Source organism: Verrucosispora sp. CNZ293, assembly GCF_002754655.1.
Map to the genome: position 1 here is coordinate 5,908,347 of NZ_PEFR01000001.1, position 24,908 is coordinate 5,933,254.

At 71.9% G+C, this 24,908-nt stretch carries 18 protein-coding genes; 15 read left to right on the plus strand and 3 right to left on the minus strand.

The window, feature by feature from the left end; translation table 11 throughout:
- Positions 1 to 819 (minus strand): thioredoxin-like domain-containing protein, encoded by an 819-nt coding sequence (locus CLT74_RS26960; protein ID WP_099850073.1) that lies wholly within the window; start codon positions 817 to 819, stop codon positions 1 to 3.
- 100 nt (positions 820 to 919) lie between these two features.
- On the opposite strand from CLT74_RS26960, the gene argS reads away from it, so the two are divergent.
- The 4 genes from argS to thrC are packed head-to-tail and all read left to right on the plus strand — an operon-like array spanning position 920 to position 6,432.
- A complete protein-coding gene (argS, locus tag CLT74_RS26965; protein WP_099850075.1) occupies positions 920 to 2,584 on the plus strand; it encodes an arginine--tRNA ligase in 1,665 nt (554 codons plus the stop codon).
- 58 nt (positions 2,585 to 2,642) lie between these two features.
- Positions 2,643 to 4,028 carry a diaminopimelate decarboxylase gene (gene lysA / locus CLT74_RS26970; protein WP_099850077.1) on the plus strand — a complete coding sequence of 462 codons (1,386 nt, stop codon included), beginning with the start codon at positions 2,643 to 2,645 and terminating at the stop codon, positions 4,026 to 4,028.
- The gene (locus CLT74_RS26975; protein WP_099850079.1) at positions 4,025 to 5,347 is read left to right on the plus strand and encodes a homoserine dehydrogenase; all 1,323 of its coding nucleotides are present in this window, start codon (positions 4,025 to 4,027) and stop codon (positions 5,345 to 5,347) included. The genes lysA and CLT74_RS26975 overlap by 4 nt, the downstream gene beginning before the upstream one ends.
- Positions 5,348 to 5,382: 35 nt before the next feature.
- Positions 5,383 to 6,432 (plus strand): threonine synthase, encoded by a 1,050-nt coding sequence (thrC, locus tag CLT74_RS26980; protein WP_099853026.1) that lies wholly within the window; start codon positions 5,383 to 5,385, stop codon positions 6,430 to 6,432.
- Positions 6,433 to 6,593: 161 nt separating this feature from the next.
- Here the strand turns inward: thrC and CLT74_RS26985 are convergent, their stop codons facing one another.
- Complete coding sequence (locus CLT74_RS26985) at positions 6,594 to 7,160, minus strand: TetR/AcrR family transcriptional regulator (protein ID WP_486582591.1); 567 nt, start codon at positions 7,158 to 7,160, stop codon at positions 6,594 to 6,596.
- A 72-nt stretch (positions 7,161 to 7,232) separates the two neighbouring features.
- Between CLT74_RS26985 and CLT74_RS26990 the strand changes: the two genes are divergently transcribed.
- From CLT74_RS26990 to prfA, 7 genes are all read left to right on the plus strand, one after another.
- Positions 7,233 to 9,113, plus strand: coding sequence for an ABC transporter ATP-binding protein (locus CLT74_RS26990; protein WP_486582592.1), 1,881 nt, complete (start codon positions 7,233 to 7,235; stop codon positions 9,111 to 9,113).
- An 8-nt stretch (positions 9,114 to 9,121) separates the two neighbouring features.
- Positions 9,122 to 12,421: an efflux RND transporter permease subunit gene (locus CLT74_RS26995; protein WP_099850081.1), complete on the plus strand. Its 3,300-nt coding sequence runs from the start codon at positions 9,122 to 9,124 to the stop codon at positions 12,419 to 12,421.
- A gap of 88 nt (positions 12,422 to 12,509) precedes the next feature.
- Positions 12,510 to 13,748 carry an MFS transporter gene (locus CLT74_RS27000; protein WP_099853037.1) on the plus strand — a complete coding sequence of 413 codons (1,239 nt, stop codon included), beginning with the start codon at positions 12,510 to 12,512 and terminating at the stop codon, positions 13,746 to 13,748.
- Positions 13,749 to 13,798: 50 nt separating this feature from the next.
- Positions 13,799 to 14,743 carry a homoserine kinase gene (thrB, locus tag CLT74_RS27005; protein WP_099853041.1) on the plus strand — a complete coding sequence of 315 codons (945 nt, stop codon included), beginning with the start codon at positions 13,799 to 13,801 and terminating at the stop codon, positions 14,741 to 14,743.
- A 296-nt stretch (positions 14,744 to 15,039) separates the two neighbouring features.
- Positions 15,040 to 17,154 carry a transcription termination factor Rho gene (rho, locus tag CLT74_RS27010; RefSeq protein WP_099850083.1) on the plus strand — a complete coding sequence of 705 codons (2,115 nt, stop codon included), beginning with the start codon at positions 15,040 to 15,042 and terminating at the stop codon, positions 17,152 to 17,154.
- A 270-nt stretch (positions 17,155 to 17,424) separates the two neighbouring features.
- Entirely contained in the window at positions 17,425 to 17,649 is a 225-nt protein-coding gene (gene rpmE / locus CLT74_RS27015; RefSeq protein WP_099850085.1) for a 50S ribosomal protein L31, read from the plus strand.
- A 94-nt stretch (positions 17,650 to 17,743) separates the two neighbouring features.
- Positions 17,744 to 18,832: a peptide chain release factor 1 gene (gene prfA, locus CLT74_RS27020; RefSeq protein ID WP_099850087.1), complete on the plus strand. Its 1,089-nt coding sequence runs from the start codon at positions 17,744 to 17,746 to the stop codon at positions 18,830 to 18,832.
- 14 nt (positions 18,833 to 18,846) lie between these two features.
- Here the strand turns inward: prfA and CLT74_RS27025 are convergent, their stop codons facing one another.
- Positions 18,847 to 20,397 carry a GGDEF domain-containing protein gene (locus tag CLT74_RS27025; protein ID WP_099850089.1) on the minus strand — a complete coding sequence of 517 codons (1,551 nt, stop codon included), beginning with the start codon at positions 20,395 to 20,397 and terminating at the stop codon, positions 18,847 to 18,849.
- Positions 20,398 to 20,467: 70 nt separating this feature from the next.
- On the opposite strand from CLT74_RS27025, the gene prmC reads away from it, so the two are divergent.
- The 4 genes from prmC (at position 20,468) to CLT74_RS27045 (ending at position 24,898) form a co-directional block, all read left to right on the plus strand.
- Complete coding sequence (gene prmC / locus CLT74_RS27030) at positions 20,468 to 21,433, plus strand: peptide chain release factor N(5)-glutamine methyltransferase (RefSeq protein ID WP_099850091.1); 966 nt, start codon at positions 20,468 to 20,470, stop codon at positions 21,431 to 21,433.
- Positions 21,433 to 22,077, plus strand: coding sequence for an L-threonylcarbamoyladenylate synthase (locus CLT74_RS27035; protein WP_099853044.1), 645 nt, complete (start codon positions 21,433 to 21,435; stop codon positions 22,075 to 22,077). Before prmC ends, CLT74_RS27035 begins: the two co-directional genes overlap by 1 nt.
- On the plus strand, positions 22,077 to 22,688 hold the full coding sequence (locus CLT74_RS27040; RefSeq protein WP_099850093.1) for an arsenate reductase/protein-tyrosine-phosphatase family protein: 612 nt from the start codon (positions 22,077 to 22,079) through the stop codon (positions 22,686 to 22,688). Before CLT74_RS27035 ends, CLT74_RS27040 begins: the two co-directional genes overlap by 1 nt.
- 95 nt (positions 22,689 to 22,783) lie before the next feature.
- Positions 22,784 to 24,898 (plus strand): transglycosylase domain-containing protein, encoded by a 2,115-nt coding sequence (locus CLT74_RS27045; RefSeq protein ID WP_099850095.1) that lies wholly within the window; start codon positions 22,784 to 22,786, stop codon positions 24,896 to 24,898.
- The last annotated feature ends 10 nt before the right edge of the window (positions 24,899 to 24,908 follow it).

Here is a 24,908-nt window from a genome sequence, read left to right on the forward strand (position 1 = left end):
TCAGCCACCTGTCGGCGGAGCCAACTCGCGCGGCTCGGTGCCGGTGCCGGTGGTGTAGTTGCCGGAGGAGCAGGGCACGCCCGGCTCGATCGAGGCGTTCTGCGCCAGCGTGGTGGCGAACTCCTTGATCCGCGGGTCGTCGGCGCTGTCCACCTTGAGCTGGTAACCCCACGCCTGGAGCGACACGGCGGCGTCCAGGCCCTCGTACGGGCTCATCAGCATGAAGTCGTTGCCACGGATGACGCTGGCCAGCTTCTCGACGTCGGCCGCGGGCAGGTCCGGGCGGTAGGTGAGCCAGACCGAGCCGTGCTCCATGCTGTGCACCGCGTGCTCGGCCGCGATCGGCGCGTCGTAGACGTCACCGAGGCACCGCTGCCAGGCGTTGTTGTGTGCGCCACCGACCGGCGGGCTGTACTTGTATTCGATCTTGCCGGACTGGTGCGACTCGTAGGTGAGGCTCTCCGGGTCGGTCTCGCGGTAGTTGACGATGCCCGCGATGTCGGCCGCCTTGTCCTCCCAGGACTGGCTGCCCTTGAAGGTCGCCCAGGCGCCGAATCCGATGATCGACGTGGCGAGCACGCCGACGGCGACGAAGAGCGCGATCGGCCCCCACGACCGGCCCTGGCTCACCTTCACCGGGGTGATCGGCTTACGCGGCCCCTTGCCGCCCCCCGCGCGCTGGGCCGATCCGGACTTGCTGGGGCCAGCCTTGGCTCCGGTCGCCTTGGCGCCGGCGGCCGGCCGTCCCGCCGCCGGCTTCTTGCCGGTGCTGACCACGGTCGGGCGGCGTTCCGGGCCGCCCGGGGTGCTGATACTCATCGTGCCTCGTCAGGTCGGTCGGTCAGGGGCTCTGGCGGGCTGGGTTCGGATGCTGGGTCGCCGCCGCGGGGACCGAGTCTACCCCCGATAACATGGTTCGGTGACTCCTGCAGAACTTGCCGAAGCCGTCCTCGCCGCCGCTCACGCCGTCTTCGCCGACCGAGAGCTGGACCGCTCCGCGCTGCCGGAGCACACCACGGTCGAGCGTCCCCGCAACCCTGAGTACGGCGACTACGCTGCGACCTTGGCGCTTCAGCTGAGCAAGAAGGTGGGCCTGCCGCCCCGTGATCTGGCCGCCGCGCTGGCGGCCGAGCTGGCCAGCACGTCCGGCATCAAATCGGTCGAGATCGCCGGCCCGGGCTTCCTCAACATCCGGCTGGACGCCGCCGCCGCCGGGCAGCTCGCCCGCTCGATCGTCGAGGCGGGGGAGGAGTACGGCCGCAGTGACCGGCTCGCCGGGCTCAAGATCAACCTGGAGTTCGTCTCGGCCAACCCGACAGGTCCGGTGCACATCGGTGGAGTCCGCTGGGCGGCGGTCGGCGACGCGTTGAGCCGGCTGCTGCGCGCGACAGGTGCCGATGTCGGCACCGAGTACTACTTCAACGACGCCGGCTCGCAGATCGACCGCTTCGCCCGCTCGCTGCTCGCCGCCGCCCGGCACCAGCCGGCGCCCGAGGACGGCTACGGCGGGGCGTACATCGCCGAGATCGCCGAGCAGGTCACGGCCCGGCGGCCGGAGGTGCTGACCCTGGACGAGGCCGCCGCCCAGGAGGTCTTCCGGGTCGAGGGCGTCGCGTTGATGTTCACCGAGATCAAGTCCTCGCTGCGGGACTTCGGGGTCGAGTTCGACACCTACTTCAACGAGAAGGACCTGCACGACCGGGACGAGCTGGAGCACGCCCTGACCCGGCTGCGCGAGCAGGGCCACGTCTTCGAGTCCGAGGGCGCCACCTGGCTACGTACCACGGACTTCGGCGACGACAAGGACCGGGTGCTGCGCAAGTCCAACGGCGAGTGGACCTACTTCGCCGCCGACTGCGCCTACTACCTGGACAAGCGGGAACGGGGCTTCGACCGCGTCGTGATCATGCTCGGCGCGGACCACCACGGCTACGTCGGTCGGATGAAGGCGATGGCGTCCTGCTTCGGCGACGACCCCGAGCAGACGCTGGAGATCCTCATCGGCCAACTGGTGAACCTGGTCCGCGACGGCGCGCCGGTCCGGATGAGCAAGCGGGCCGGCACCGTGGTGACCCTGGAGGACCTGGTCGACGCGATCGGGGTGGATGCCTCCCGGTACGCGCTGGCCCGGTACTCCAGCGACTCGCCCATCGACATCGACATCGAGTTGTGGACCCGGGCCACCCGGGACAACCCCGTCTACTACGTGCAGTACGTGGCGGCCCGTACGGCCAGCGTCGGCCGCAACGCCGCCGAGGTGGGCCTGGTCCGGGGCGACGCCGCGTCGTTCCGGCCCGAGCTGCTCGACCACGACAAGGAGAACGAGCTGCTCAAGGCGCTCGCCGAGTTCCCCGCCGTGGTGGCCGCCGCCGCCGAGCTGCGTGAGCCGCACCGGGTGGCCCGCTACCTGGAGGACCTGGCCGGGGCGTACCACAGGTTCTACGACAACTGCCGGATCCTGCCCCGAGGCGACGAGAAGGTCACCGACCTGCACCGGGCGCGACTCTGGCTCAACGACGCCACCCGGGTGGTCATCGCCAACGGGTTGCGCCTGCTCGGCGTCTCGGCGCCGGAACGGATGTAGTCGTGAGCGCGAGAAGTGAGCTTGCGGGCCCTGCGGTCGCGAAGCCGGGGAGGTACTGATGCGGGCTCACGAAGCGGGCGCGCTGCACGGCGACATCGGTAACCGGGGGCCGGCCTGGCTGCGTACCCCGGCCGACGTCAACGCCCTGGTGCCGCAGCTGTGGCCGGGCAACGTTGCGCGCGGGGCCGACGGCGCGCTCACCGTCGCGGGCCTGGGCGTACGGGACATCGCCGCCGAGTTCGGCACGCCGCTGTACGTCCTGGACGAGGACGACCTGCGTGCCCGCTGCCGGGCCTTCCGGGATGCCTTCTCCGCCGACGACGTGTACTACGCGGGCAAGGCGTTCCTCTGCCGCGCGGTGGTACGCATGATCGCCGAGGAGGGTCTGTTCCTCGACGTGTGCAGCGGCGGCGAACTGGCCGTGGCGCTGGCCGCCGGGATGCCGCCGGAACGGATCGGCTTTCACGGCAACAACAAGTCGGTGGCCGAGTTGAGCCGGGCGCTGGAGGTCGGCGTCGGGCGGATCATCGTCGACTCGTTCGTCGAACTCGACAGGCTCACCGTGTTGGCCCGCGAGCGGGGCATCCGGCCGGGGGTGCTGATCCGGGTCACCGTGGGGGTGGAGGCGCACACCCACGAGTTCATCGCCACCGCCCACGAGGACCAGAAGTTCGGTTTCTCCCTCGCGGGTGGCTCGGCCCTGGCCGCCGCGCTGCGCGTCCTCGACGAGGACGTGCTGGAGTTGCGTGGCCTGCACTCGCACATCGGCTCGCAGATCTTCGACACCAACGGCTTCGAGGTCTCCGCCCGACGGGTGCTCGCCCTTCAGGCGCAGATCCGCGACGCGCGCGGCGTCGAGCTGCCCGAGCTGGACCTCGGCGGTGGTTTCGGTATCGCGTACACCTCGCAGGACGACCCGGCGGCACCGCAGGACCTGGCGGACCGACTGCGCAAGATCGTGGAACTCGAGTGCGCGGCGGAGCGGCTGGCGGTGCCCCACCTGTCCATCGAGCCGGGCCGGGCGATCGTCGGCCCCGCCGTGTTCACTCTCTACGAGGTGGGTACGGTCAAGGACGTCGACGGCATCCGGACTTACGTGAGCGTCGACGGCGGGATGAGCGACAACATCCGCACGGCCCTGTACGACGCGTCGTACTCGGCGACCCTGGCCTCTCGGGCGAGCGCCGCCGGACCGATGCTCGCCCGCGTGGTGGGAAAGCACTGTGAGTCCGGGGACATCGTGGTGAAGGATGAATTCCTGCCCGCCGACGTGCAGCCCGGAGATCTTGTGGCGGTGCCCGGAACGGGCGCGTACTGCCGCAGCATGGCCAGCAACTACAACCACGTGCCCCGCCCCGGCGTGGTCGCGGTTCGGAACGGCCGGGCCCGGCTGATCGTTCGACCGGAGACCGAAGAGGACCTGCTCGCTTTGGATGTGGGATGACGTCACCTGTACGCCTCGCCCTGCTCGGCTGCGGCACCGTCGGTGCCGAGGTGGTCCGGCTGCTGCACGAGCAGTCGGCGGACCTCGCCGCCCGCGTCGGCGCGCCGCTGGAGATCGCCGGCATCGCCGTACGCCGGATCGGGCGCGACCGCGGCGAACTGCCTGTCGATCCTGCCCTGTTCACCACCGACGCGCTCGGCCTGATCAAGCGGGACGACGTCGACGTGGTGGTGGAGGTGGTCGGCGGCATCGAGCCGGCGCGCGGCTGGCTGGTGGAGGCGTTGCGGGCCGGCAAGAGCGTGGTCACCGCCAACAAGGCGCTGCTCGCCGAGGACGGCGGCGCCCTGCACGACGCGGCGGCGGAGGGCGGCGGCGACCTCTACTACGAGGCGTCGGTGGCCGGGGCCATCCCGCTGCTGCGCCCGCTGCGCGAGTCACTGCACGGCGACCGCATCACCCGGGTCACCGGCATCGTCAACGGCACCACCAACTTCATCCTCTCCGCCATGCACGCCACCGGCGCCGGCTTCGCCGAGGCGTTGGAGGAGGCGACCGAACTGGGGTACGCGGAGGCCGACCCGACGGCCGACGTGGAGGGCTTCGACGCGGCCGCCAAGGCGGCGATCCTCGCCTCGCTCGCCTTCCACACCCGGGTCGCCGCCGCCGACGTGCACCGCGAGGGCATCACCGAGGTCACCGCCGCGGACGTGGCCAGCGCCAAGGCCATGGGCTGCACGATCAAGCTGCTCTGCATCGCCGCGCGCGGTGCCGACGGGCAGGGCCGGGAAGCGGTGAATGTCCGGGTCCACCCGGCGATGATCCCGGTGACCCATCCCCTGGCCAGCGTCGGCGACGCGTTCAACGCGGTCTTCGTCGAGGCCGAGGCGGCCGGGCAGTTGATGTTCTACGGACGGGGTGCCGGTGGGGCACCGACCGCCAGCGCGGTGCTCGGCGACGTGGTGGCGGTGGCCCGTAACCGCCTCGCCGGGGTCCGCGCGGCCAGCGAGTCCGCCTACGCCGACCTGCCGGTGCGGCCGATGGGGGAGGCGCTCACCCGCTACCACATCAGCCTCGACGTGGCCGACCGGCCGGGTGTGCTGGAGTCGGTGGCCGGGGTGTTCGCCCGGCACGATGTCTCGATCGCCACCGTCCGGCAGGGGCCGGCTGGCGGCGCCGCCGGGGCGGCCGGTGAGGCGGTGCTGGTCATCGTGACCCATGTCGCGCCGGACGCGGCGCTCGCGGCGACCGTCCAGCAACTGCGTGGTCTGGACATCGTCCGCTCGGTGGCGAGCGTGCTGCGGGTCGAGGGTGGGCTGTGAGCGGCCGGATCAAGCGCAGAGGCGAGGAGAGCGAGATGTGGCGTGGCCTGATCGACGCCTACCGGGACCGGCTGCCGGTCACCGACGCCACGCCGGTGGTCACCCTGCACGAGGGAAACACGCCGCTGCTGCCCGCGCCGGTGCTCTCCGCCCGACTCGGCTGCGACGTGTACCTCAAGGTGGAGGGCGCGAACCCCACCGGGTCGTTCAAGGACCGGGGCATGACGATGGCCGTCTCCAAGGCGGTCGAGGCCGGCAACAAGGCCATCATCTGCGCCTCCACCGGCAACACCTCCGCCTCCGCCGCCGCGTACGCGGCCCGGGCCGGGATGACCTGTGCCGTCCTGGTTCCGCAGGGCAAGATCGCGCTGGGCAAGCTGGCCCAGGCGCTCGTGCACGGCGCCAGGTTGCTCCAGGTCAACGGCAACTTCGACGACTGTCTGGCGCTGGCCGCCAAGCTCGCCCAGGACTACCCGGTGGCCCTGGTCAACTCGGTGAACATCGACCGGCTGCACGGTCAGAAGACCGCCGCCTTCGAGATCGTCGAGGCGCTCGGCGACGCGCCCGACATCCACTGCCTGCCGGTGGGTAACGCCGGCAACATCTCCGCGTACTGGATGGGTTACACCGAGGACCACGACGCGGGCAACGCCAGCCGGCGGCCCAAGATGTACGGCTTCCAGGCGGCCGGCGCGGCGCCGATCGTGACCGGGCAGGTGGTGGCCGAGCCGTCCACCATCGCCACAGCCATCCGGATCGGCAACCCGGCGAGTTGGACGAAAGCCCTGGATGCGCGGGACGCCTCGGGCGGCCTGATCGAGGCGGTCACCGACCGGGAGATCCTGGCGGCGTACCGGCTGCTGGCCCGGGAGGTGGGCGTCTTCGTGGAACTGGGCAGCGCGGCAAGCGTCGCCGGCCTGCTCCAGCAGGCCGCCGCCGGCCGGGTGCCGGCCGGGTCCACGGTGGTCTGCACTGTCACCGGGCACGGGCTGAAGGACCCCGAGTGGGCCATCTCCACCGCCCCCGCCCCCGTCACCATCGCCAACGACCCGCTCGTCGCCGCCCGCTCCCTCGACCTCGCCTGACGGCTCCGCGCGCGGTTGTGATCCGACCTCGTCACCACCGCCATCGCCCGACCCGCAGCACCCGCCGATCATGCAGTTGTGGCACCTCACAAGGGTGGATAAACGTGTGCGTTTCGGGAGCCACAACTGCATGATCGCCGCAAGGGCGGCTGGTGGGGGAGTCAGGGACGGGGGGTGACGGCGCCGGCGACGGTCCGGGTGACCAGGGCGAGTACCTCGTGGCGGGACACGTCGTGCTCGGCCAGGTAGCTCCAGCCCGCGTAGAGCTGCGCCCAGAGCACGGACTGCAACCAGGTGGCGGGCAGCGCCGGATCGATGCTGCCGTCCGCGTGCCCCCGAGCCACCAGAGCATGGAAGTCGTCGTCGCAGACACCTGCGGCCCAGGCGGGGTCGGTGATCAGTTGCGGCTCGGCGAAGACAAGTGAGAGCAGGTCGCCCAGGTCGAAGTATTCCGCGCAGAGCCGGTGCAGCGCCTCCGCGCCGGTGCCCTCTGCCAGCCGGGCGCGGGCGGTCGCCCGGTTGAGCCGGGTGACGCCTTCGTCTGCCACGCCGGCCAGCAGGTCCGACCGCTCGGCGAAGTAGCGGTGCAGGGTGGTCCGGCCGACCTGTGCGGCGGTGGCGATCTCGCCCAGGCTGGCCGCCGGATTGCGGCTCAGAACCTCGATCGCGGCCTGCAGGATCGCCTGCCGGGTCCGCGCCCGGCTGCCGCTCTCATCGGTGGTCACCACGGACAGAGGGTACCAATGTGCGATTTCAGAATTTAGCTTGCCCGGAACGGAACATGAGTGTTCCATAACGGAGTGACTGAGATCGCCGTTGCCGAACCGATCAACCCCCAGCCGGCCGCCCGCCGGGGCCGGACCCACCTGCTGCTCGGCTATCTACGGCCGCACTGGCCGGCCATGCTGCTCGGGCTGCTGCTCGGCCTGCTGGCCAACGCCGCCGGGCTGGCCACCCCGCTGGTGACCAAATGGGTCCTGGACACCCTCGGTGCCGGTGGCTCCCTGTCCCGGCCGGTGACCGTGCTGTTCGCTCTCGTCGTCGTCGGCGCCGGCATCTCGCTGTGGCAGTGGATGCTGATGGGCGGCGTCGCCGAGCGGGTGGTGCTCGACGCGCGGTCCGGGGTGATCCGTCGCTACTTCGCGGCCCGGATCGACCAGCTGACCCGCCGGCCGGGCGGCGAGCTGGTCACCCGGGCGACCTCCGACCCGGGATTGCTGCACGAGGCGTCCGGCAGCCTCGTCGGCCTGATCAACGGTGCGGTGGCGCTTGTCGGGACGCTCGTGCTGATGGGCACGCTCGACGTGGTGCTGCTGGCCACCACCATGGTCGCGGTCGTGGTCGTCGCAGTGCTGATGGGACTGCTGCTGCCGTCGATCGGGCGGGCCCAGGAGGCGGCGCAGGAGTCGGTGGGACGGCTCGGCGGGGCCCTGGAGGGTTCGCTACGCGCCATTCGTACGGTCAAGGCCAGCCGCGCCGAGCAGCGACAGGCAGGTCTGATCACCAGGCACGCCGAGGACTCGGCGCGGCACGGCATTCACGCCGCCCGCCGAGCGGCGACCGTCTGGACCATCTCCTGGACCGGCATCCAGCTCGCGGTGATCGTCATCCTCGGATTCGGGGCGGCGCGGGCCGAGCGTGGCCTGATCGAGGTGTCCACCTTGATCGCTTTTCTGCTCTACGCCTTCCAGCTGATGGGGCCGATCAGCGAGTTGACCCAGAACATGACGGCCATGCAGGCCGGCATCGCGGCCGCCGGCCGCCTGCGGGAGATCGAGGCCATCGCGGTCGAGCCCGGTTCCCGGCCGACCGGCCAGCCGGCACCGGCACCCGCCGGGCCGACCGGGCCCGTCGGATCGGAATCCGGCGGCGTCGTGCTGACCTTCCAGGGCGTCACCGCACGGTACGCCCCGGGGGCGGCACCCGCGGTGCGCGGCATCGACCTGGAGATCCCCAGACGTGGCCACACCGCCATCGTCGGGCCCTCCGGTGCCGGCAAGACCACCCTGTTCTCCCTGCTGCTCCGCTTCCTCGAACCGGAGCAGGGTCGGCTGCTGCTGCACGGCCGGCCCTACCCGGAGCACACACCCGCCGAGATCCGACGCCGGCTGGCCTACGTCGAGCAGGACGCCCCGGTGGTGCCGGGCACCATCGGGGACAACCTGCGCTTCACCCACCCCGATGCCGGCGACGAGGAACTCTGGGCCGCACTGCGCGCGGTCGACCTGCACGACAAGGTCGGCTCGCTGGACCTCGGGCTGGACACGCCGCTGAGCGCCACCACCGTCTCCGGCGGCGAACGGCAGCGCATCGCGTTGGCCCGCGCCGTGCTGCGTACCCCCGATGTGCTGTTGCTCGACGAGGCCACCTCGCAGGTCGACGGTCTGACCGAAGTGGTGGTCGGCCGATGCGTGCGGCAGCGGGCCGCGACGGGCGCGGTGGTGACCATCGCCCACCGGCTCTCTACGGTGCTCGACGCCGATCAGATCGTCGTGATGGATCGTGGCCGGATCCGGGCCGTCGGCGACCACACCACCCTGCTGCGCACCGACGAGTTGTACCGCGATCTGGTGGCGTCGCTGCGAATCGGCACCTCCGGGACCCCGGCCGCCCCGGACACCGGCAGAACGACCGGGTCGGGCACACTGCTCGTACCCCTCGACCGTCTCCCCCAGGAGTGAGCCACGCGATGTCGCTGCTCGCCAGATTCAGCCTCGCCAACCGGGGGCTGGTAGCCCTCATCGCGGTGGTGACCACGGCATTCGGTGTGTACGCCGTGCCGTCACTGAAGCAGCAACTCCTCCCGTCGTTGGAGTTCCCCGCCGCGTTCATCGTGGCCCAGTACCCCGGTGCCGCACCGGAGGTCGTCGAGTCCCAGGTCGCCGAACCGATCGAGAACAGCCTGCGCGGCCTCGCCGGTCTCGACTCGGTCGTCTCGACCTCCCGGGAGGGCCTGACCACCATCCAGGTGCAGTACGAGTTCGGCACCGAACTCGACGACATGGTCAGCCGGATGCAGACCGCGATCAACCGGACCCGGCTGCCCGAGGGCGTGGACCCGCAGGTGATCGCGGGCGGCACCGACGACCTGCCGGCGGTGGTGCTGGCCGCGTCCGGCGACGACGACGAACGGACCCTCGCCGGCAAGTTGCGCGACACGGTGGTGCCGGAACTGGCGGCGATCGACGGCGTCCGCAGCGTCGAGTTGACAGGTGTCCGCGACGAACTTGTGGTGATCACACCGGATCCGGCGAAGCTGGCGAAGGCGAAGGTGCAGCCGACCGCGATCGGCACCGCGTTGCAGGCCAACGGGGTGGCGGTGCCGGCCGGTGCCGTACTGGACGGCGAGCGCACCCTGCCGGTGCAGGTGGGTGCCCCGCTGACCAGCCTGGACGAGTTGCGTGGCGTGATCGTCGCGCCACCGGTGAAGAAGGCCGGTCCGGTACGCCTCGGCGACGTCGCCACGGTCGAGGAGCAACTAGCCCCGGCCACCGCCATCACCCGCACCAACGGCCGGGAGAGCCTCGGCATCGCGGTCACCGCGGACCCGGACGGTAACGCGGTGGAGATCTCGCACGAGGTCGCCGACCGGCTCGCCGACCTGCGGTCCGCCACCGGTGCCGAGCTGACCGTCGTGCTCGACCAGGCGCCGTTCGTGGAGAAGTCCATCAAGACGCTGAGCACCGAGGGCCTACTGGGTCTGATCATGGCCGTGGTGGTCATCCTGGTGTTCCTGCTGTCGGTGCGCTCCACAGTGGTCACCGCGGTCTCCATCCCGCTGTCGGTGGTGGTCGCGTTGATCGCCCTCTGGATCGGTGACTACTCGCTCAACCTGCTCACCCTCGGCGCGCTGACGGTCGCGGTGGGCCGGGTGGTGGACGACTCGATCGTCGTGCTGGAGAACATCAAGCGGCACCTGTCGTACGGCGGGCCGAAGCGGCAGGCGATCCTCACCGCCGTACGCGAGGTGGCCGGTGCCGTCACCGCGTCGACGCTGACCACGGTGGCCGTCTTCGCCCCCATCGCACTTGTCGGTGGTTTCGTCGGCCAGCTCTTCGCGCCCTTCGCGATCACGGTCACCGTGGCGCTGCTCGCCTCACTGCTGGTGTCGCTGACCGTGATCCCGGTGCTCGCGTACTGGTTCCTCAAGCCGGTGAGCGGCGGGACCGACGGGGCGGCGGTCCGCCGGGCGGCGGAGGAGCGCGAGCTGCGCAGCCCGTTGCAGCGGGTGTATCTGCCGGTCATCCGGTTCGCCACCGGCCGGCGGGCCTACCGTTGGGCGACCCTGGCGGCGGGGCTGCTGGTGTTGTTCGGCACCTTCGGGCTGGCCCGGCAACTGGAGACCAACTTCCTCGACGACTCCGGCCAGGACACCCTCAACATCCGGCAGGAACTGCCGGTGGGTACCGGGCTGGCCGGCACCGACGCGGCGGCCCGGCGGGTCGAGGAGGTGCTGGCGGGCACCCCTGGCGTCGAGTCGTACCAGGTCACCGCCGGTGGCGGCGACACGCCGTGGGCCGGCACGGCCGGCAACAACGTGGCCAGTTACGCGTTGCGCCTCGGTGACGAGACCGACGCCAAGGCGATGCGCGGCGTGCTGCGGGACCGGTTCACGGCGCTCGGGTCGGAGGTCGGCGAGATCACCTTCCCGGCGGGCCAGGGTGGGGCGTCCGCCAGCGAGCTGGCGGTCATCGTGCGGGCCGCCGATCCCGAGGCGCTGGCCGCCGCCGCCCAGCAGGCCGAGTCGGCTCTGACCGGCATCAACGGGGTCGAGGACGTCTCGACCACCCTGGCCGATCGGGTACCGCGGGTCGACGTGACAGTCGACCGGGTGGCGGCCAGCCGGGCCGGGCTCACCGAGGCCGCCGTCGGGCAGTTGGTGTCGCAGGCTTTCCGGGGTACGCCCCTGGGTCAGGTGACCGTCGACGGCGCCGCCCGGGACGTGGTGCTGCGCCTGTCGGCCGCGCCGCCGGTGACCGTGACGGAGTTGCGGGCACTGCCGGTGGGCGCGGTCAAGCTGGACGACATCGCCGACGTCACCGAGACCACCGGGCCCCAGCAGGTACGGCGGATCGACGGTGAGCGCAGCGTCTCGGTGACCGGCACGGTCACCGGCTCCGACCTGGGCGCGATCAGCACCGAGTTGCAGAGTCGCCTCGACGCGATCGACGTACCGGGGGCCACCCTCACCCTGGGCGGCGTCAGTGCCGAGCAGCGGGAGACCTTCGCCGACCTGGGTCTGGCCGTGCTCGCCGCCATCGCCATCGTCTTCCTGATCATGATGGCGACGTTCCGCAGCGTGATCCAGGCGCTGATCCTGCTGGTCTCCATTCCGTTCGCGGCCACTGGAGCGGTCGCCTTGCTGCTGGTCAGCGGCACCGCGCTGAGCGTGCCGGCGCTGATCGGCGTGCTCATGCTGGTCGGCATCGTGGTGACAAACGCCATCGTGCTGCTCGACCTGGTCAACCAGTACCGCGCCCAGGGGATGGGCGTACGGGAAGCGGTGGTCGAGGGTGGGCGGCATCGGCTGCGGCCGATCCTGATGACCGCGATCGCCACCATCTTCGCGCTGACTCCGATGGCCTTCGGACTCACCGGGGAGGGTGGTTTCATCTCGCGGCCGCTGGCGATCGTGGTGATCGGCGGCCTGCTCACCTCCACCGTGCTCACGCTGATCCTGGTGCCGACCCTGTACGCCATGGTGGAGGACACCAAGGTGTCGGTCCGGACGTGGCGGCGCCGCCGTCACGGTGACCCGTCCGACGACGCGTCGAGCGGTGGCGAGGTGAGCGACACCGATGACACCGGGACGGAGACCGGGCGGGCGCCGGTGGGCGCGGCGGTCGGTGCCGGCCCGGCCGACGCCGGGCGGCGGGAGAGCCGGCCGGTGCCGGCGGCTCCCTCCGGTGCGTTGATCGAGAACACCGACCAGTTCGAGGTGCTCCGACTGCCGAAGACCCGCAACTCACCGTTCCCCCCGAACGAGTGAGCGCTGTCCCCGGGGGGTCCTCGGACCCTCCGGGGGCCTGTCCGCGCTCCGACGCAACCGCTGACAGCGGCCGGGTATGGTCCGCTCCGTGGCGTCCACCCTCTCGGTCCTCACCCGGAACCGGAACTTCCGCAATCTCTTCCTGGCCGAGCTGGTGGTCTTCGGCGCCGACTGGTTCGTCATGGTGCCGCTGCTGGTGCTGCTGCCGCAGCTGACCGGAAGTGGGGTGTGGGGGGCCCTGGTGCTCGCCGTGGACACCGGCATCGTGGCGTTGCTGCTGCCGTACACCGGCACCATCGCGGACCGGTTCGACCGTCGCACCATCATGATCATCTCGAACGGCGCCGCGCTGGTCGGCGTCCTGCTGCTGCTCGGGGTACGCGATGCCGGTACGGCCTGGCTGGCGTTGCTCGGTATCGGCGTGGTCGCGGTGGCCAAGGCGTTCTACTCACCGGCGGCGCAGGCGGCGCTGCCGAACGTGCTCGATCCGGATGAACTGGCCGCGGGCAACGCGGTGGCCGGGTCGGCGTGGGGCACGATGACTGTCGTCGGCGCGTCGCTCGGTGGGGTGCTCAGCGCGGCGGCCGGCCCGTACGTCTGCTTCTGGGTCGGTGCCGTCGGGCTGGTGATCGCCGCGGGCCTGGCCACGCTCATCCGACGTCCGTTGCAGGCGCCCCGCGAGCGGGACGCGGGGTCGCCGCGGACCTGGGCGGCGATCCGTGAGGCGCTTGTGTACATCGGGCACCGCCCGCGGGTGCTCGCGCTGGTCACGGTGAAGTCGGCGGTCGGTCTCGGCAATGGCGTGCTGACCGTCTTCCCGCTGCTCGCCGGGCTGTACGGGGTCGGCGCGTTCGGTGCCGGCCTGCTGTTCGCGGTACGCGGGGCCGGCGCGTTGGTCGGTCCGATCATGATGCGGCGGGTGCTGACCAACCGGGCCTGGCTGCTGCCTGGCCTGGCACTGTCCATGTCGGCCTACGGTCTGGCCTACCTCGGCACCTCGGTGGCTGCCTGGTTCCCACTGGTGCTGGTCCTGGTCTTCGTGGCCCACTTCGCCGGGGGCAGCAACTGGGTGATGTCGAACTTCGCGTTGCAGGGCGAGGTACCGGACCGACTGCGGGGTCGGGTCTTCGCCACCGACATGATGCTGGCGACCCTGGCCATCTCCGTCAGTCAGCTGGTGGTGGCCGCGGTGGTGGACGTGGTCGACGAACGTGTCGTACTTGCCGGTTGCGGCCTGGTCACCCTGGTCTACGCGATCGGATGGCGGATCGCGACGCGACGGCTCTCGCTCGCCGCGTCGCCACCCGCCGTCGCGGAGAACCGGTAACCCGGTCCGGCCCGGTGAACGTTCCGGACCGCCGCACTAGCATGGTCGGCGTGTCGACCACATTCGTCGCCGAACCGGTCCGGGTCCGGGTCCCCGCCACCAGTGCGAACCTGGGGCCGGGCTTCGACGCGCTGGGGCTGGCCCTCGCGCTGCACGACGACGTGGCCGCCGAGGTGACGGACGACGGCGTGACGGTGACGGTGACCGGGGAGGGCGCCGGCGACCTGCCGGTCGACGACGGTCACCTGGTGGTACGCGCCATGCGGGCGGCGTTCGACGCGCTCGGCGGGCAACCGCCAGGGCTGGCTGTGGAGTGTGTCAACCGCATCCCGCAGGCGCGTGGACTCGGCTCCTCGTCGGCGGCGATCGTCGCCGGGGTGCTGTTGGCCCGGGCGCTGGTGACCGAGGGCGAGAGCCGCCTCGATGACGAGGCGGTGCTGCGCCTGGCCGCCGAGATCGAGGGCCACCCGGACAATGTCGCACCCTGCCTGCTCGGCGGCTTCACCCTGGCCTGGACGGAGCCCACCGGTGCCCGGGCGGTGTCGCTGCCGGTGGCCGACGGGGTGCGCGCCACGGTGCTGGTGCCGGCCGAGCGTGGGCTGACCGCCTCGGCCCGCGCTGCGCTGCCGGCCACCGTGCCGCACGGTGACGCGGCGTTCAACGCCGGCCGCGCGGCGCTGCTGGTGCACGCGTTGACCGCACAGCCCGCACTGCTGTTGCCGGCCACCGCCGACCGCTTGCACCAGGACTACCGTGCGCCATCGATGTCAGGAACGTCTGCCCTGGTCAACGGGTTGCGTGACGCTGGTGTGGCGGCCGTGGTAAGTGGGGCAGGCCCCACCGTGCTGGCCCTTTCCGAGCTGCCCGTAGACTTCGACGCGGGAACAGACTGGCGGCTGCTGCGGTTGCCGGTAGATGTATGCGGGGCGCAGGTCGAGCGGGGTAGACTCGGACACGCGGAGCGGGACCCTGTTGCCGCAGGTCGCAAGAGTTGATTACGCTCTAGACTTAGCACAGCCGCGAAGCATGCGATCTCTCTGCGGGTCGGCGCACCCCCGAAGCTTTCGGCGGTAGCCCGTCACCCCTGCCTAGGCCCACGCCGCACCGCAGTCTTCACTGGTCGCCGCAGACGGCGAAACCCCGCTCACCGCTCCATCCGGTGGGTCGGGCGACCGACCGGCTGCTGTGTTACAGACTCCCGCGAAGCGTCATGCGAGGCGGGTGTACCGAGGCCGCCCGGCCACCTGTTGTCGATTCCGGGCAGTCCCGGCCTATCGAGGGAAGGAATCCATTGAGCGACACCACCGACGTGACGTCGGATGTTTCCAACGTCGCTGGCGATGCCACCACCGCTGCCCCCGCCCGCCGTCGGCGCAGCGGCACGGGTCTGTCGGCGATGCTGCTGCCGGAGCTGCAGAGCCTGGCCGCGTCGCTCGGCATCTCGGGGACGGCTCGCATGCGTAAGGGCGAGCTGATCAGCGCGATCACCGAGCGGCAGGGCGGCGCTGCCGGGGCCCCTCGACCACGGGCCGAGGTCGCGGCGGCCGCCGCACCGGTCCGCGAGGAGGTCCACGCGGAGGTACGGGACACGGGTGACCGGCCGGAGGCCGAGCGCCGTGGCGCGGAGCAGCCGGCGGCGAGCGTCGAGAGCGAGGGCCGTGGCCGTACCCGGCGTAGCCGGACCGCCGTGGCGGAGTCGCGTGCCGAGGAGTCCGCCGCCGAGGGCGAGCGGTCCGAGGGCCGGTCTGGTCGTGACCGCGGAACCGAGCGCGGCGAGCGGGCCGAGCGCGGCGAGCGTGCCGAGCGTGGTGACCGGGCCGAGCGTGGCGACCGGGCCGAGCGTGCCGAGCGTGGCGACCGCACCGCGGAGCGCTCGGAACGTGGCGAGCGCGCCGCTGAGCGTGCCGAGCGTGGTGACCGGGCCGAGCGTGGTGACCGGGCCGAGCGTGGTGACCGGGCCGAGCGTGGCGACCGCACCGCGGAGCGCTCGGAACGCGGCGAGCGCGCCGCTGAGCGGGGGGACCGGGGCGACCGCGCCGAGCGTGGTGACCGTGCCGAGCGTGGTGACCGTGCCGAGCGTGGTGACCGTGCCGAGCGTGGCGACCGGGGCGAGCGCGGGCAGCGTGCCGACCGGGACAACGACGGTGACGACGACGGCGAGGGCGGCGGTCGGCGCAGCCGGCGCAGCCGTTTCCGGGACCGTCGACGCGGTCGTGGCGACCGTAACGACAGCGGCGGCGGCGACAACGGTCGCGAGCCGCAGGTCGGCGAGGACGACGTGCTCGTGCCGGTGGCCGGCATCGTGGACGTGCTCGACAACTACGCCTTCGTCCGGACCACCGGCTACCTGGCCGGCCCCAACGACGTGTACGTGTCGATGTCCCAGATCAAGAAGTACGGCCTGCGGCGCGGTGACGCGATCACCGGCGCGGTTCGGGCGGCGCGCGACGGTGAGCAGCGGCGCGACAAGTACAACCCCCTGGTCCGGCTGGACACCATCAACGGGATGGAGCCGGACGAGGCCAAGCGTCGGCCGGAGTTCTACAAGCTCACCCCGCTGTACCCGCAGGAGCGGCTGCGGCTGGAGACCGAGCCGCACATCCTCACCACCCGGGTGATCGACCTGGTCATGCCGATCGGCAAGGGCCAGCGAGCGCTTATCGTCTCACCGCCGAAGGCCGGTAAGACCATGGTGCTGCAGGCGATCGCGAACGCCATCACGCACAACAACCCGGAATGCCACCTGATGGTGGTGCTTGTCGACGAGCGGCCCGAAGAGGTCACCGACATGCAGCGGTCGGTGAAGGGCGAGGTCATCGCGGCCACGTTCGACCGCCCGCCGCAGGACCACACCACCGTCGCCGAGCTGGCGATCGAGCGGGCCAAGCGCCTGGTCGAGCTGGGCCACGACGTGGTCGTGCTGCTCGACTCGGTGACCCGGCTCGGCCGGTCGTACAACCTGGCGGCGCCGGCGAGCGGCCGGATCATGTCGGGTGGTATCGACTCCACCGCGCTCTACCCGCCGAAGCGGTTCCTCGGCGCGGCGCGCAACATCGAGAACGGCGGCTCACTGACCATCCTCGCCACCGCTCTGGTGGAGACCGGTTCCATGGCGGACACGGTCATCTTCGAGGAGTTCAAGGGCACCGGTAACGCGGAGCTGAAGCTGGACCGGAAGATCGCTGACAAGCGGACCTTCCCGGCCATCGACATCCACCCGTCCGGTACGCGCAAGGAGGAGATCCTGCTCGCGCCGGAGGAGCTGGCCATCGTGCACAAGCTGCGCAAGGTGCTGCACTCGCTGGATTCGCAGGCGGCGTTGGATCTCCTGCTGGACCGGCTGAAGCAGTCCCGCACCAACATCGAGTTCCTGATGCAGATCGCGAAGTCGACGCCGGGGGAGTGACGTCCGCCGACGACGATCGACGAAGGGGCGTGGCCGGATCCGGCCACGCCCCTTCGCGTGTACCGGCGCGGGCGGAGGAATGCTTCGTGCGGGCTGCGGGAATGCGTACCCCAGGCCCGATGTTGCTACCGGCGACCAGCTGGTGTGGCCCGATTCCGGGGCCCACCGACGCCCATGGCAGACTGGTCAATCGGCCACCGGTTCCGGTTCACGCCCCCACCAGCAGGCACAGGGCGACCCGGCGACCACAGACGAGAGGACCGAGGCGACATGAAGCCCAACATCCACCCGGAGTACGTGACCACCGAGGTCAGCTGCTCCTGCGGTAACACCTTCACCACCCGCAGCACCGCCAAGGGCGGCTCGATCCACGTCGAGACGTGCAGCGCCTGCCACCCGTTCTACACGGGCAAGCAGCGAGTGCTGGACACCGCTGGCCGGGTCGCGAAGTTCCAGCAGAAGTACGCCAAGGCCCAGGGCAAGAAGGCCAAGTAGCTCCTCGTCCGACGCCCGCGTCCGGTTCCCGCCGGACGCGGGCGTTGTCCGTCTGTGTCCCGGTCTCCCCGCCGACCAAGGAGCGATCCCCAGCATGAGCAGTGAGCGCCTGGCCGCCCTCCTCGACGAGTACGCCGAGTTGGAGAAGCGGCTCGCGGATCCCGCGATCCACGCTGACCAGGGCACCGCCCGCCGGGTCGGCCGTCGCTACGCCGAGCTGGTGCCGCTGCGCAAGGCCGCCGGTGAGCTGGAGCAGGCCCGGGCCGATCTCGCCGCCGCGCGGGAACTCGCCGCCGAGGACGCCTCCTTCGCCGCCGAGGCCGAGACGATCGCGGCGACCGTGCCGGCGCTGGAGGAGCGCCTTGCCGAGCTGCTCATCCCGCGTGACCCGCACGACGCCAAGGACGTCATCGTCGAGATCAAGGCGGGCGAGGGCGGTGAGGAGTCCGCGCTGTTCGCCGGTGACCTGCTGCGCATGTACACCCGCTACGCCGAGCGGCGGGGCTGGCTCACCGAGGTGATCGACGCCCAGGACTCCGACCTCGGCGGGGTCAAGGACGTCTCGCTGGCGATCAAGACCAAGGGGGTGCCCGAGGGCGGCAACGGCGTCTGGTCCCGGTTGAAGTGGGAGGGCGGCGTGCACCGGGTGCAGCGGGTCCCGGTCACCGAGTCACAGGGGCGCATCCACACCAGCGCGGCCGGTGTCCTGGTGCTGCCGGAGGCCGAGGAGGTCGACGTCACAATCGACCCGAACGAGCTGCGTGTCGACGTGTTCCGCTCGTCCGGCCCGGGCGGGCAGTCGGTGAACACCACCGACTCGGCGGTACGGATCACCCACCTGCCCACCGGCATCGTGGTCTCCTGCCAGAACGAGAAGTCCCAGTTGCAGAACCGGGAGCAGGCGATGCGGATCCTGCGCGCCCGGCTGCTCGCCGCCGCGCAGGAGCAGGCCGACGCCGCCGCGTCGGACGCCCGCAAGGCGCAGGTGCGTACGGTGGACCGCTCGGAACGGATCCGCACGTACAACTTCCCGCAGAACCGGATCACCGACCACCGGATCGGCTTCACCGCGTACAACCTCGATCTGGTGCTCGCCGGGGAGCTGGACGGCGTGCTCGACGCGCTCACCGAGGCGGACCGGGCCGCGCGCCTGGCCGGTGACGCGGAGCTGACCCGCCGCTGAGCCGGTCGGCGCGGTCAGGCGGTACGCGGCCGGACCTTCGCCCGCAGCATCTCGCGGTCGGCGGCCTCGAAGGCGGCACCGAGCGCGTCCCGCTGGCCGGGGCCGCCGGTCCCCACCTCGGCGAAGCCGATGCTGACACCGACCGGGGTGCCGGGCACCAGCGACTCCCAGTCCTCGGTGCGGACGGCGGCGTCGATGCGTCGAGCCACCTCGGCCGCCTCGGTCATCCCCGCCTCGGGCAACACCACCACGAACTCGTCGCCGCCATAGCGGGCGACGAAGTCGCCCCGACGCATCACCCTGTTGATCACTCCGGCGACGCGTTGCAGGACCAGGTCCCCCGAGTGGTGTCCGTGCCGCGTGTTCACCGCCTTGAAGCCGTCCAGGTCGCAGACGCCGATCACCACCCGTTCGCCCCGGGCGACCACCGCCGCGATGTAGCGCTCCAGCCGGCGTCGGTTGGGCAGCCCGGTCAGCGGGTCGGTGAGCGCCTCCCCTTCGAACCGCGCCGCCTCGCGGCGCATCTCCTCATGGTCGATCCGCGCGGCGATGCCGTCGATGTAGACGTCCCGGAGCCGGTCGTGCCGCTGCGCGGCGAGCCGGAAGGCCAGCCGGTCGGCCCGGTGCGCGGCGGCGTGGTCGCCGGCCCGTCCCAGCGCCATGCTGCGCAGCCGGGCCGGTTCGGCCGCGCCGAGCGTCTCGGCGGACACCTGCACCGTGTCCAGCCGGGTGACCGCCTCGATCGGGCGTCCGCTGGCGATGGCGAGGCAGACCTGGCCGAGCTGGCGCATGTCGCGGGCGCGGGCACTGTCCGCGCCGTAGCCGAGCAGCTGGGACGGATCCCGGCCTTGGGCGGGGGAGAGGTCGTCGCCGAGCGCGCACCGGCGGGCGGCGGCGTAACCGTAGGCGGCCAGGCTGCTGGGGCGCAGCCGGTCGGCACGCCCGGCGGTCACGAACCGGTCCAGGTCACCGCCGACATCCCGCAGTACGCGCAGACAGCCGTCACTGTCCCCGGTGTGGTCGAGGGCTACCGCGTTGCGCAGCCGGATGCCCGGTGCGGCGAACGTCTCCTCCGGGATCCCGGCGGCGGTGCCGAGCTGCCGGGCGCGTTCGATCGCGCCCAACGCGTACCCGTGGAAGCTGAGGTAGGAGTAGGCCATCGCCAGGTCGTGCCAGCCCCACGCGGTGTCCCGGTCCGGGTCCTCCACCGCCCCGAGCGCCCGAGCCGCCTTGACCAGGTGCGTCACGCAGCGGTCCAGCGCACCCTGATGGTGGGCGGCGAGCGCGGCCAGCGCGTTGAGGTGCCCGTGCAGATACGGCTCGGCGAGGTCGCGTACCGCCGCGGAAGCCTCCTCGATGGCGCGGGTGTACTCGGCGGTGCGCCCGAGATTGATCAGGGCCGAGAGCCGCTGCACGAGCGCGTCGGCGCGGGCGTGCGGGTCGCGGGTGGCACGCAGCACCCGGTCCAGGAGTGCGTACGCCTCGGTGGAACGGCTCACCTCCTGTAACGCCCGCGCTTTCGTCAGGGCGTCAACCTGGTCTTCGACCCGGTCGAGCCAGCCCACCCGCGACCTCCTGTCGGTGTGCCGCTGCACCCGCTTATGCACGTGCACGGCGACGCTTCATGATTATTGCGTGACCACCGCACCGCAACACCCGTCCGAAGGGACGAGACGTCACCGTCCGGCTCCCGTGATCGCCGACGCGGCCCGTACCCTCGCCGCCACCGGCGTGACCTCGGCCCGCGCCGAGGCGGAGCTGCTGGCCGCGTACGTGCTCCAGGTCTCCCGGGGGCGGTTGGCCCTGACGGACGGGTTCACCGACGAGCAACTCGACAGTTACCGCGCGCTCGTGACCCGCCGGTCACAACGGGAACCGGTGCAGTATCTCACCGGCAGCGCCGGCTTCCGGCACCTGGAGCTGGCCGTCGGGCCGGGCGTCTTCGTGCCGCGCCCGGAAACCGAACTCCTCGCCGGCTGGGGCGTCGACCAGGCCCGGCAGGTCGTCCGGACCAGCGGGCGGCCGGAGCCGCTCGTGGTGGACCTGTGCAGTGGCTCCGGCGCGATCGCCCTGTCGGTGGCGTACGAGGTGCCGGACGCCCGGGTGGTGGCGGTGGAACGCTCCCCGGCGGCCCTGTCCTGGCTGCGGCGCAACGCGGCGACCCGGGCCGCCGCCGGTGACCGGCCGATCGAGGTGGTGGCGGCGGACGCCACCGATCCGGCCCTGCTCGACGGTCTGGTCGGCCGGGTGGACGTGCTGCTGTGCAACCCGCCGTACGTCCCGCTCGCGGTGGCCGTGCCCCCCGAGGTGGCCGACCACGACCCGGCGGAGGCCGTGTTCAGCGGGGTCGACGGGCTGGACGTGATCCGTCGGGTGATCGACCGCGCGGGGTTCCTGCTGCGTCCCGGCGGCGTCCTCGGCATCGAGCACGACGACAGCCACGGCACCGTGCTGCCCGGCCTGCTCGCCGCCGACGGCCGGTACGACGCCATCGTCGACCATCCTGACCTCGCCGGGCGGCCCCGCTTCGGCACGGCGTCCCGCCTCGCGGACCGCCCGCCACCGGGTGCGGCGGTGACGTGGCAGACTGGCTCCTCGTGATGCTCTACGACTGCCGGTCGCTCGCCGACCGAGACCGCGGCATCGCTGCGGCCATCGAGGCGGTCCGCAACGGCGAGCTGGTCGTCCTGCCCACCGACACGGTCTACGGGATCGGCGCCGACGCGTTCACCCCGTACGCGGTCAAGGCCCTGCTGGACGCCAAGGGCGTCCCGCACGCGCCGCCGCCGGTGCTCATCGGTTCCCGGCACACCCTCGACGGTCTGGCCTACACGCTGCCGGCGGCGGCGCGGGACCTGGTGCAGGCGTTCTGGCCGGGGGCGCTGACCATCCTGGTGAAGCACTCGGCGAGCCTGCGGTGGGATCTCGGCGACGACAGCGGCACGGTGGCGGTGCGGATGCCGCTGCACCCGGTGGCGCTTGAGGTGCTGCGCGAGACCGGACCGATGGCGGTGGCCTCGGCCAACAAGGTCGGCCAACCGGCCGCGCTCACCGCCGACCAGGCGCGCGATCAGTTGGCCTACTCGGTGCGCGCCTACCTGGAGGCCGGGCCGGCGCTGGATCCGGTGCCGAGCACGATCGTGGACCTGACCGGTGACGAGCCGGTGCTCGTCCGGGAGGGCGCGATCGACCTGGCCCGGCTGCGCGACGTGGTTCCGGAGCTGCGCGAGAGTCAGGTGGCGTAGTGCCTCCCTTCACCGTCCTGCACGTCTGCATGGGTAACATCTGCCGCTCGCCGATGGCCGAGCGGCTGCTCACCGTGGCCGTGGCCGATCGGCTGGCCCGGCGCGAGGTCGACCCGGCCCGGGTCGAGGAACTGCTGCACAGCCACAGTGCGGGCACCGGTGGTTGGCACGCCGGTGAGGAGATGAACCCGCCGGCCGCCCGCCAGGTCACCAGCCGGGGTGGCAACGTCGCCGGTTTCGCCGCGCGCAAGCTGCGCTCCGACCACATCGACGCGGCGGACCTGGTCCTCACCGCCACCGCGGACCAGCAGGAGTACGTGACCGCCCTGCGGCCCGACGCCGCCGCCCGCACGTTCGTGCTCGGCGAGTTCGGTCGGCTGCTGGCCGCCCTCGATCCGGCTGCGCTGCCGGCGGCCGAGGCCACCGCCGACGCGGTCCACGCTCGCGGGGTTGCCCTGGTCGAGGCGGCGCACGAGGCCCGCCAGGGTGCCGCCGCCCTGTCCACCGACGACCTCGACGATCCGTGGGGGCGCGGCGACCAGTGCTTCAGCCGGGTGGCCGACGAGATCGAGGAGACGGTGCAGCCGCTCGCCGCGCTGCTGCTCCCCTGATCGGCGAATTTCATCCGGGTTTCAGGAAAGGCGCGGCAGAAAGGGTGATTAGCGCCATTCTGGGGGAGTCCTGACGGCTCCTGCGGGGAGAGCTGATGACCCGGGCGTTCCTGCCGAAGATGTTCACCGTCCTGTTGGCCGGCACGTTGGCCGGCCTGGTGCTGGCGGTCGCGGCGCTGCCGGCCGCGCTGGTGTTCGGCATCGGATTCTCGGCGCTCTCCGCGCCCTACGCGGAGCTGCCCAACACGCTGAGGACGCCGCCGACGGCGCAACGATCCAACCTCTACGCCAACGACGGCACCACCCTGATCACGTCCTTTTATCAGGAGGACCGGGTTGACGTGCCGCTGGACGAGGTGGCTCCGGTGATGCGCCAGGCCATCATCGCCGCCGAGGACGCCCGTTTCCACGAGCACAGCGGGGTGGACCTGCGGGGCATCGTGCGAGCGTTCACCGCCAACCGGCGCGACGGGGCCACCCGCCAGGGTGCCTCCACGCTGACCATGCAGTACGTCCGCAACGTGCTGAGCACGGACCCCCGGTTGAGCGAGGCGCAGCGGGCGGCGGCCACCGAGGTCAGCACCGCCCGCAAGATCCAGGAGATCCGGTACGCCCTGGCGCTGGAGCGGGAGCTGACCAAGGACCAGATCCTGACCCGCTACCTCAACATCGCGTACTTCGGTGCCGGCGCGTACGGCGTCGCCGCCGCCAGTAAGCGGTACTTCTCCACCTCACCGGCGAAGCTCACGCTGGCCCAGGCGGCTCTGCTGGCCGGTCTGGTCCGCTCTCCGGACAGCGACGACCCGATAAACGGCGACGCCGACAGCGCGACCGCCCGGCGCGGCTACGTACTGGACCGGATGGTCGAGTCGGGTGTGGTCGTGGCCGACGCGGCGGCCCGGGCCGCCGCCGAACCGTTGAACCTGCGGCCCAGCGAGACACCCAACGACTGCACCGCGGTGCCCGAGGGGCACAACGACTGGGGTTTCTTCTGCGACTGGTTCACCCGCTGGTGGAACAGCCAGAAGGCGTTCGGCGCCAGCGTCGACGAGCGGCAGCGCACCCTGCGGCGGGGCGGGTTCAGCATCGTCTCATCCCTCGACCCCGGGGTGCAGCGGGCCACCACCGAACAGGTGCGGCGGATCTACCCGGCCGAGCACCCGCACGCCCTGCCGACCGCCGTGGTCCAGCCCGGCACCGGGCGGGTGCTCGCCATGTCGGTCAACCGGGTCTACAGCGTGGCCGCGAACCCGGGCGGACAGCAGAACCATCCCAACACCGTCAACCAACTCGTCGCCGGTGGCGGCACCATCGTCGGCTACCAGGCAGGTTCCACGTTCAAGCTCTTCACCATGCTGGCCGCGCTGGAGGCCGGGCTGCCCCTGAACACCGTCTTCGACGCGCCCCGGCGGATCGTCACCGATTTCCGGATCAGCGGTGGTGAGGCGAGCTGCGGCGGCTACTGGTGCCCGGCGAACGCCAGCGCCTCGGTGAGCGGCCGACACGACATGTGGACCGCCTTCGGCGACTCGGTGAACACGTACTTCGCCTGGCTGACCGAGCGGGTCGGTGCGGACCGGGTGGTGGAGATGGCCGAACGGCTGGGCATCGCGTTCCGCGCGGACGACGATGCCCAGTTGGCTCGGCACGGCGCACGCGAGTGGGGGCCGTTCACCCTGGGCGTGTCCGCCACCACCCCGCTCGACCTGGCCGGCGCGTACGCGACGCTGGGCGCGGAGGGCACCTGGTGCGCGCCGACGCCGGTCACCTCGATCACCGACGCCGCCGGCCGCCGGGTCGCCGCCGGGCAGCCGGACTGCCGGCAGGTGCTCGACGTCGACGTGGCCCGGGCGGCGGCGGACGCGGCCCGCTGCCCGGTTGGTGACCAGTCCATGTACCAGGGCTGTGCCGGCGGCACAGCGACCCGGCTGCGCGGTCAGCTCGGCCGACCGGTCGCGGGCAAGACGGGCAGTTCCGAGCGGTACGCCACGGAGACGGTGGTGGCGCTCACCCCGCAGCTCGCGGTGGCGGCGATGGCGGCGAACCCGGACGAGCCGCAGGACGCCGTCGGCCGTGCGGTGCAGACCGCGATGGTGGAGGGGGTGGGCGAGATCCTCTCCTTCGCCCTGCGCGACGAGCCGGTACGCGACTTCGTGCCGCCGAGCGAGATGACCGCCTGGCGGGTCACCGGGCAGCGCACCGGCAACTGACCCGCGTCCA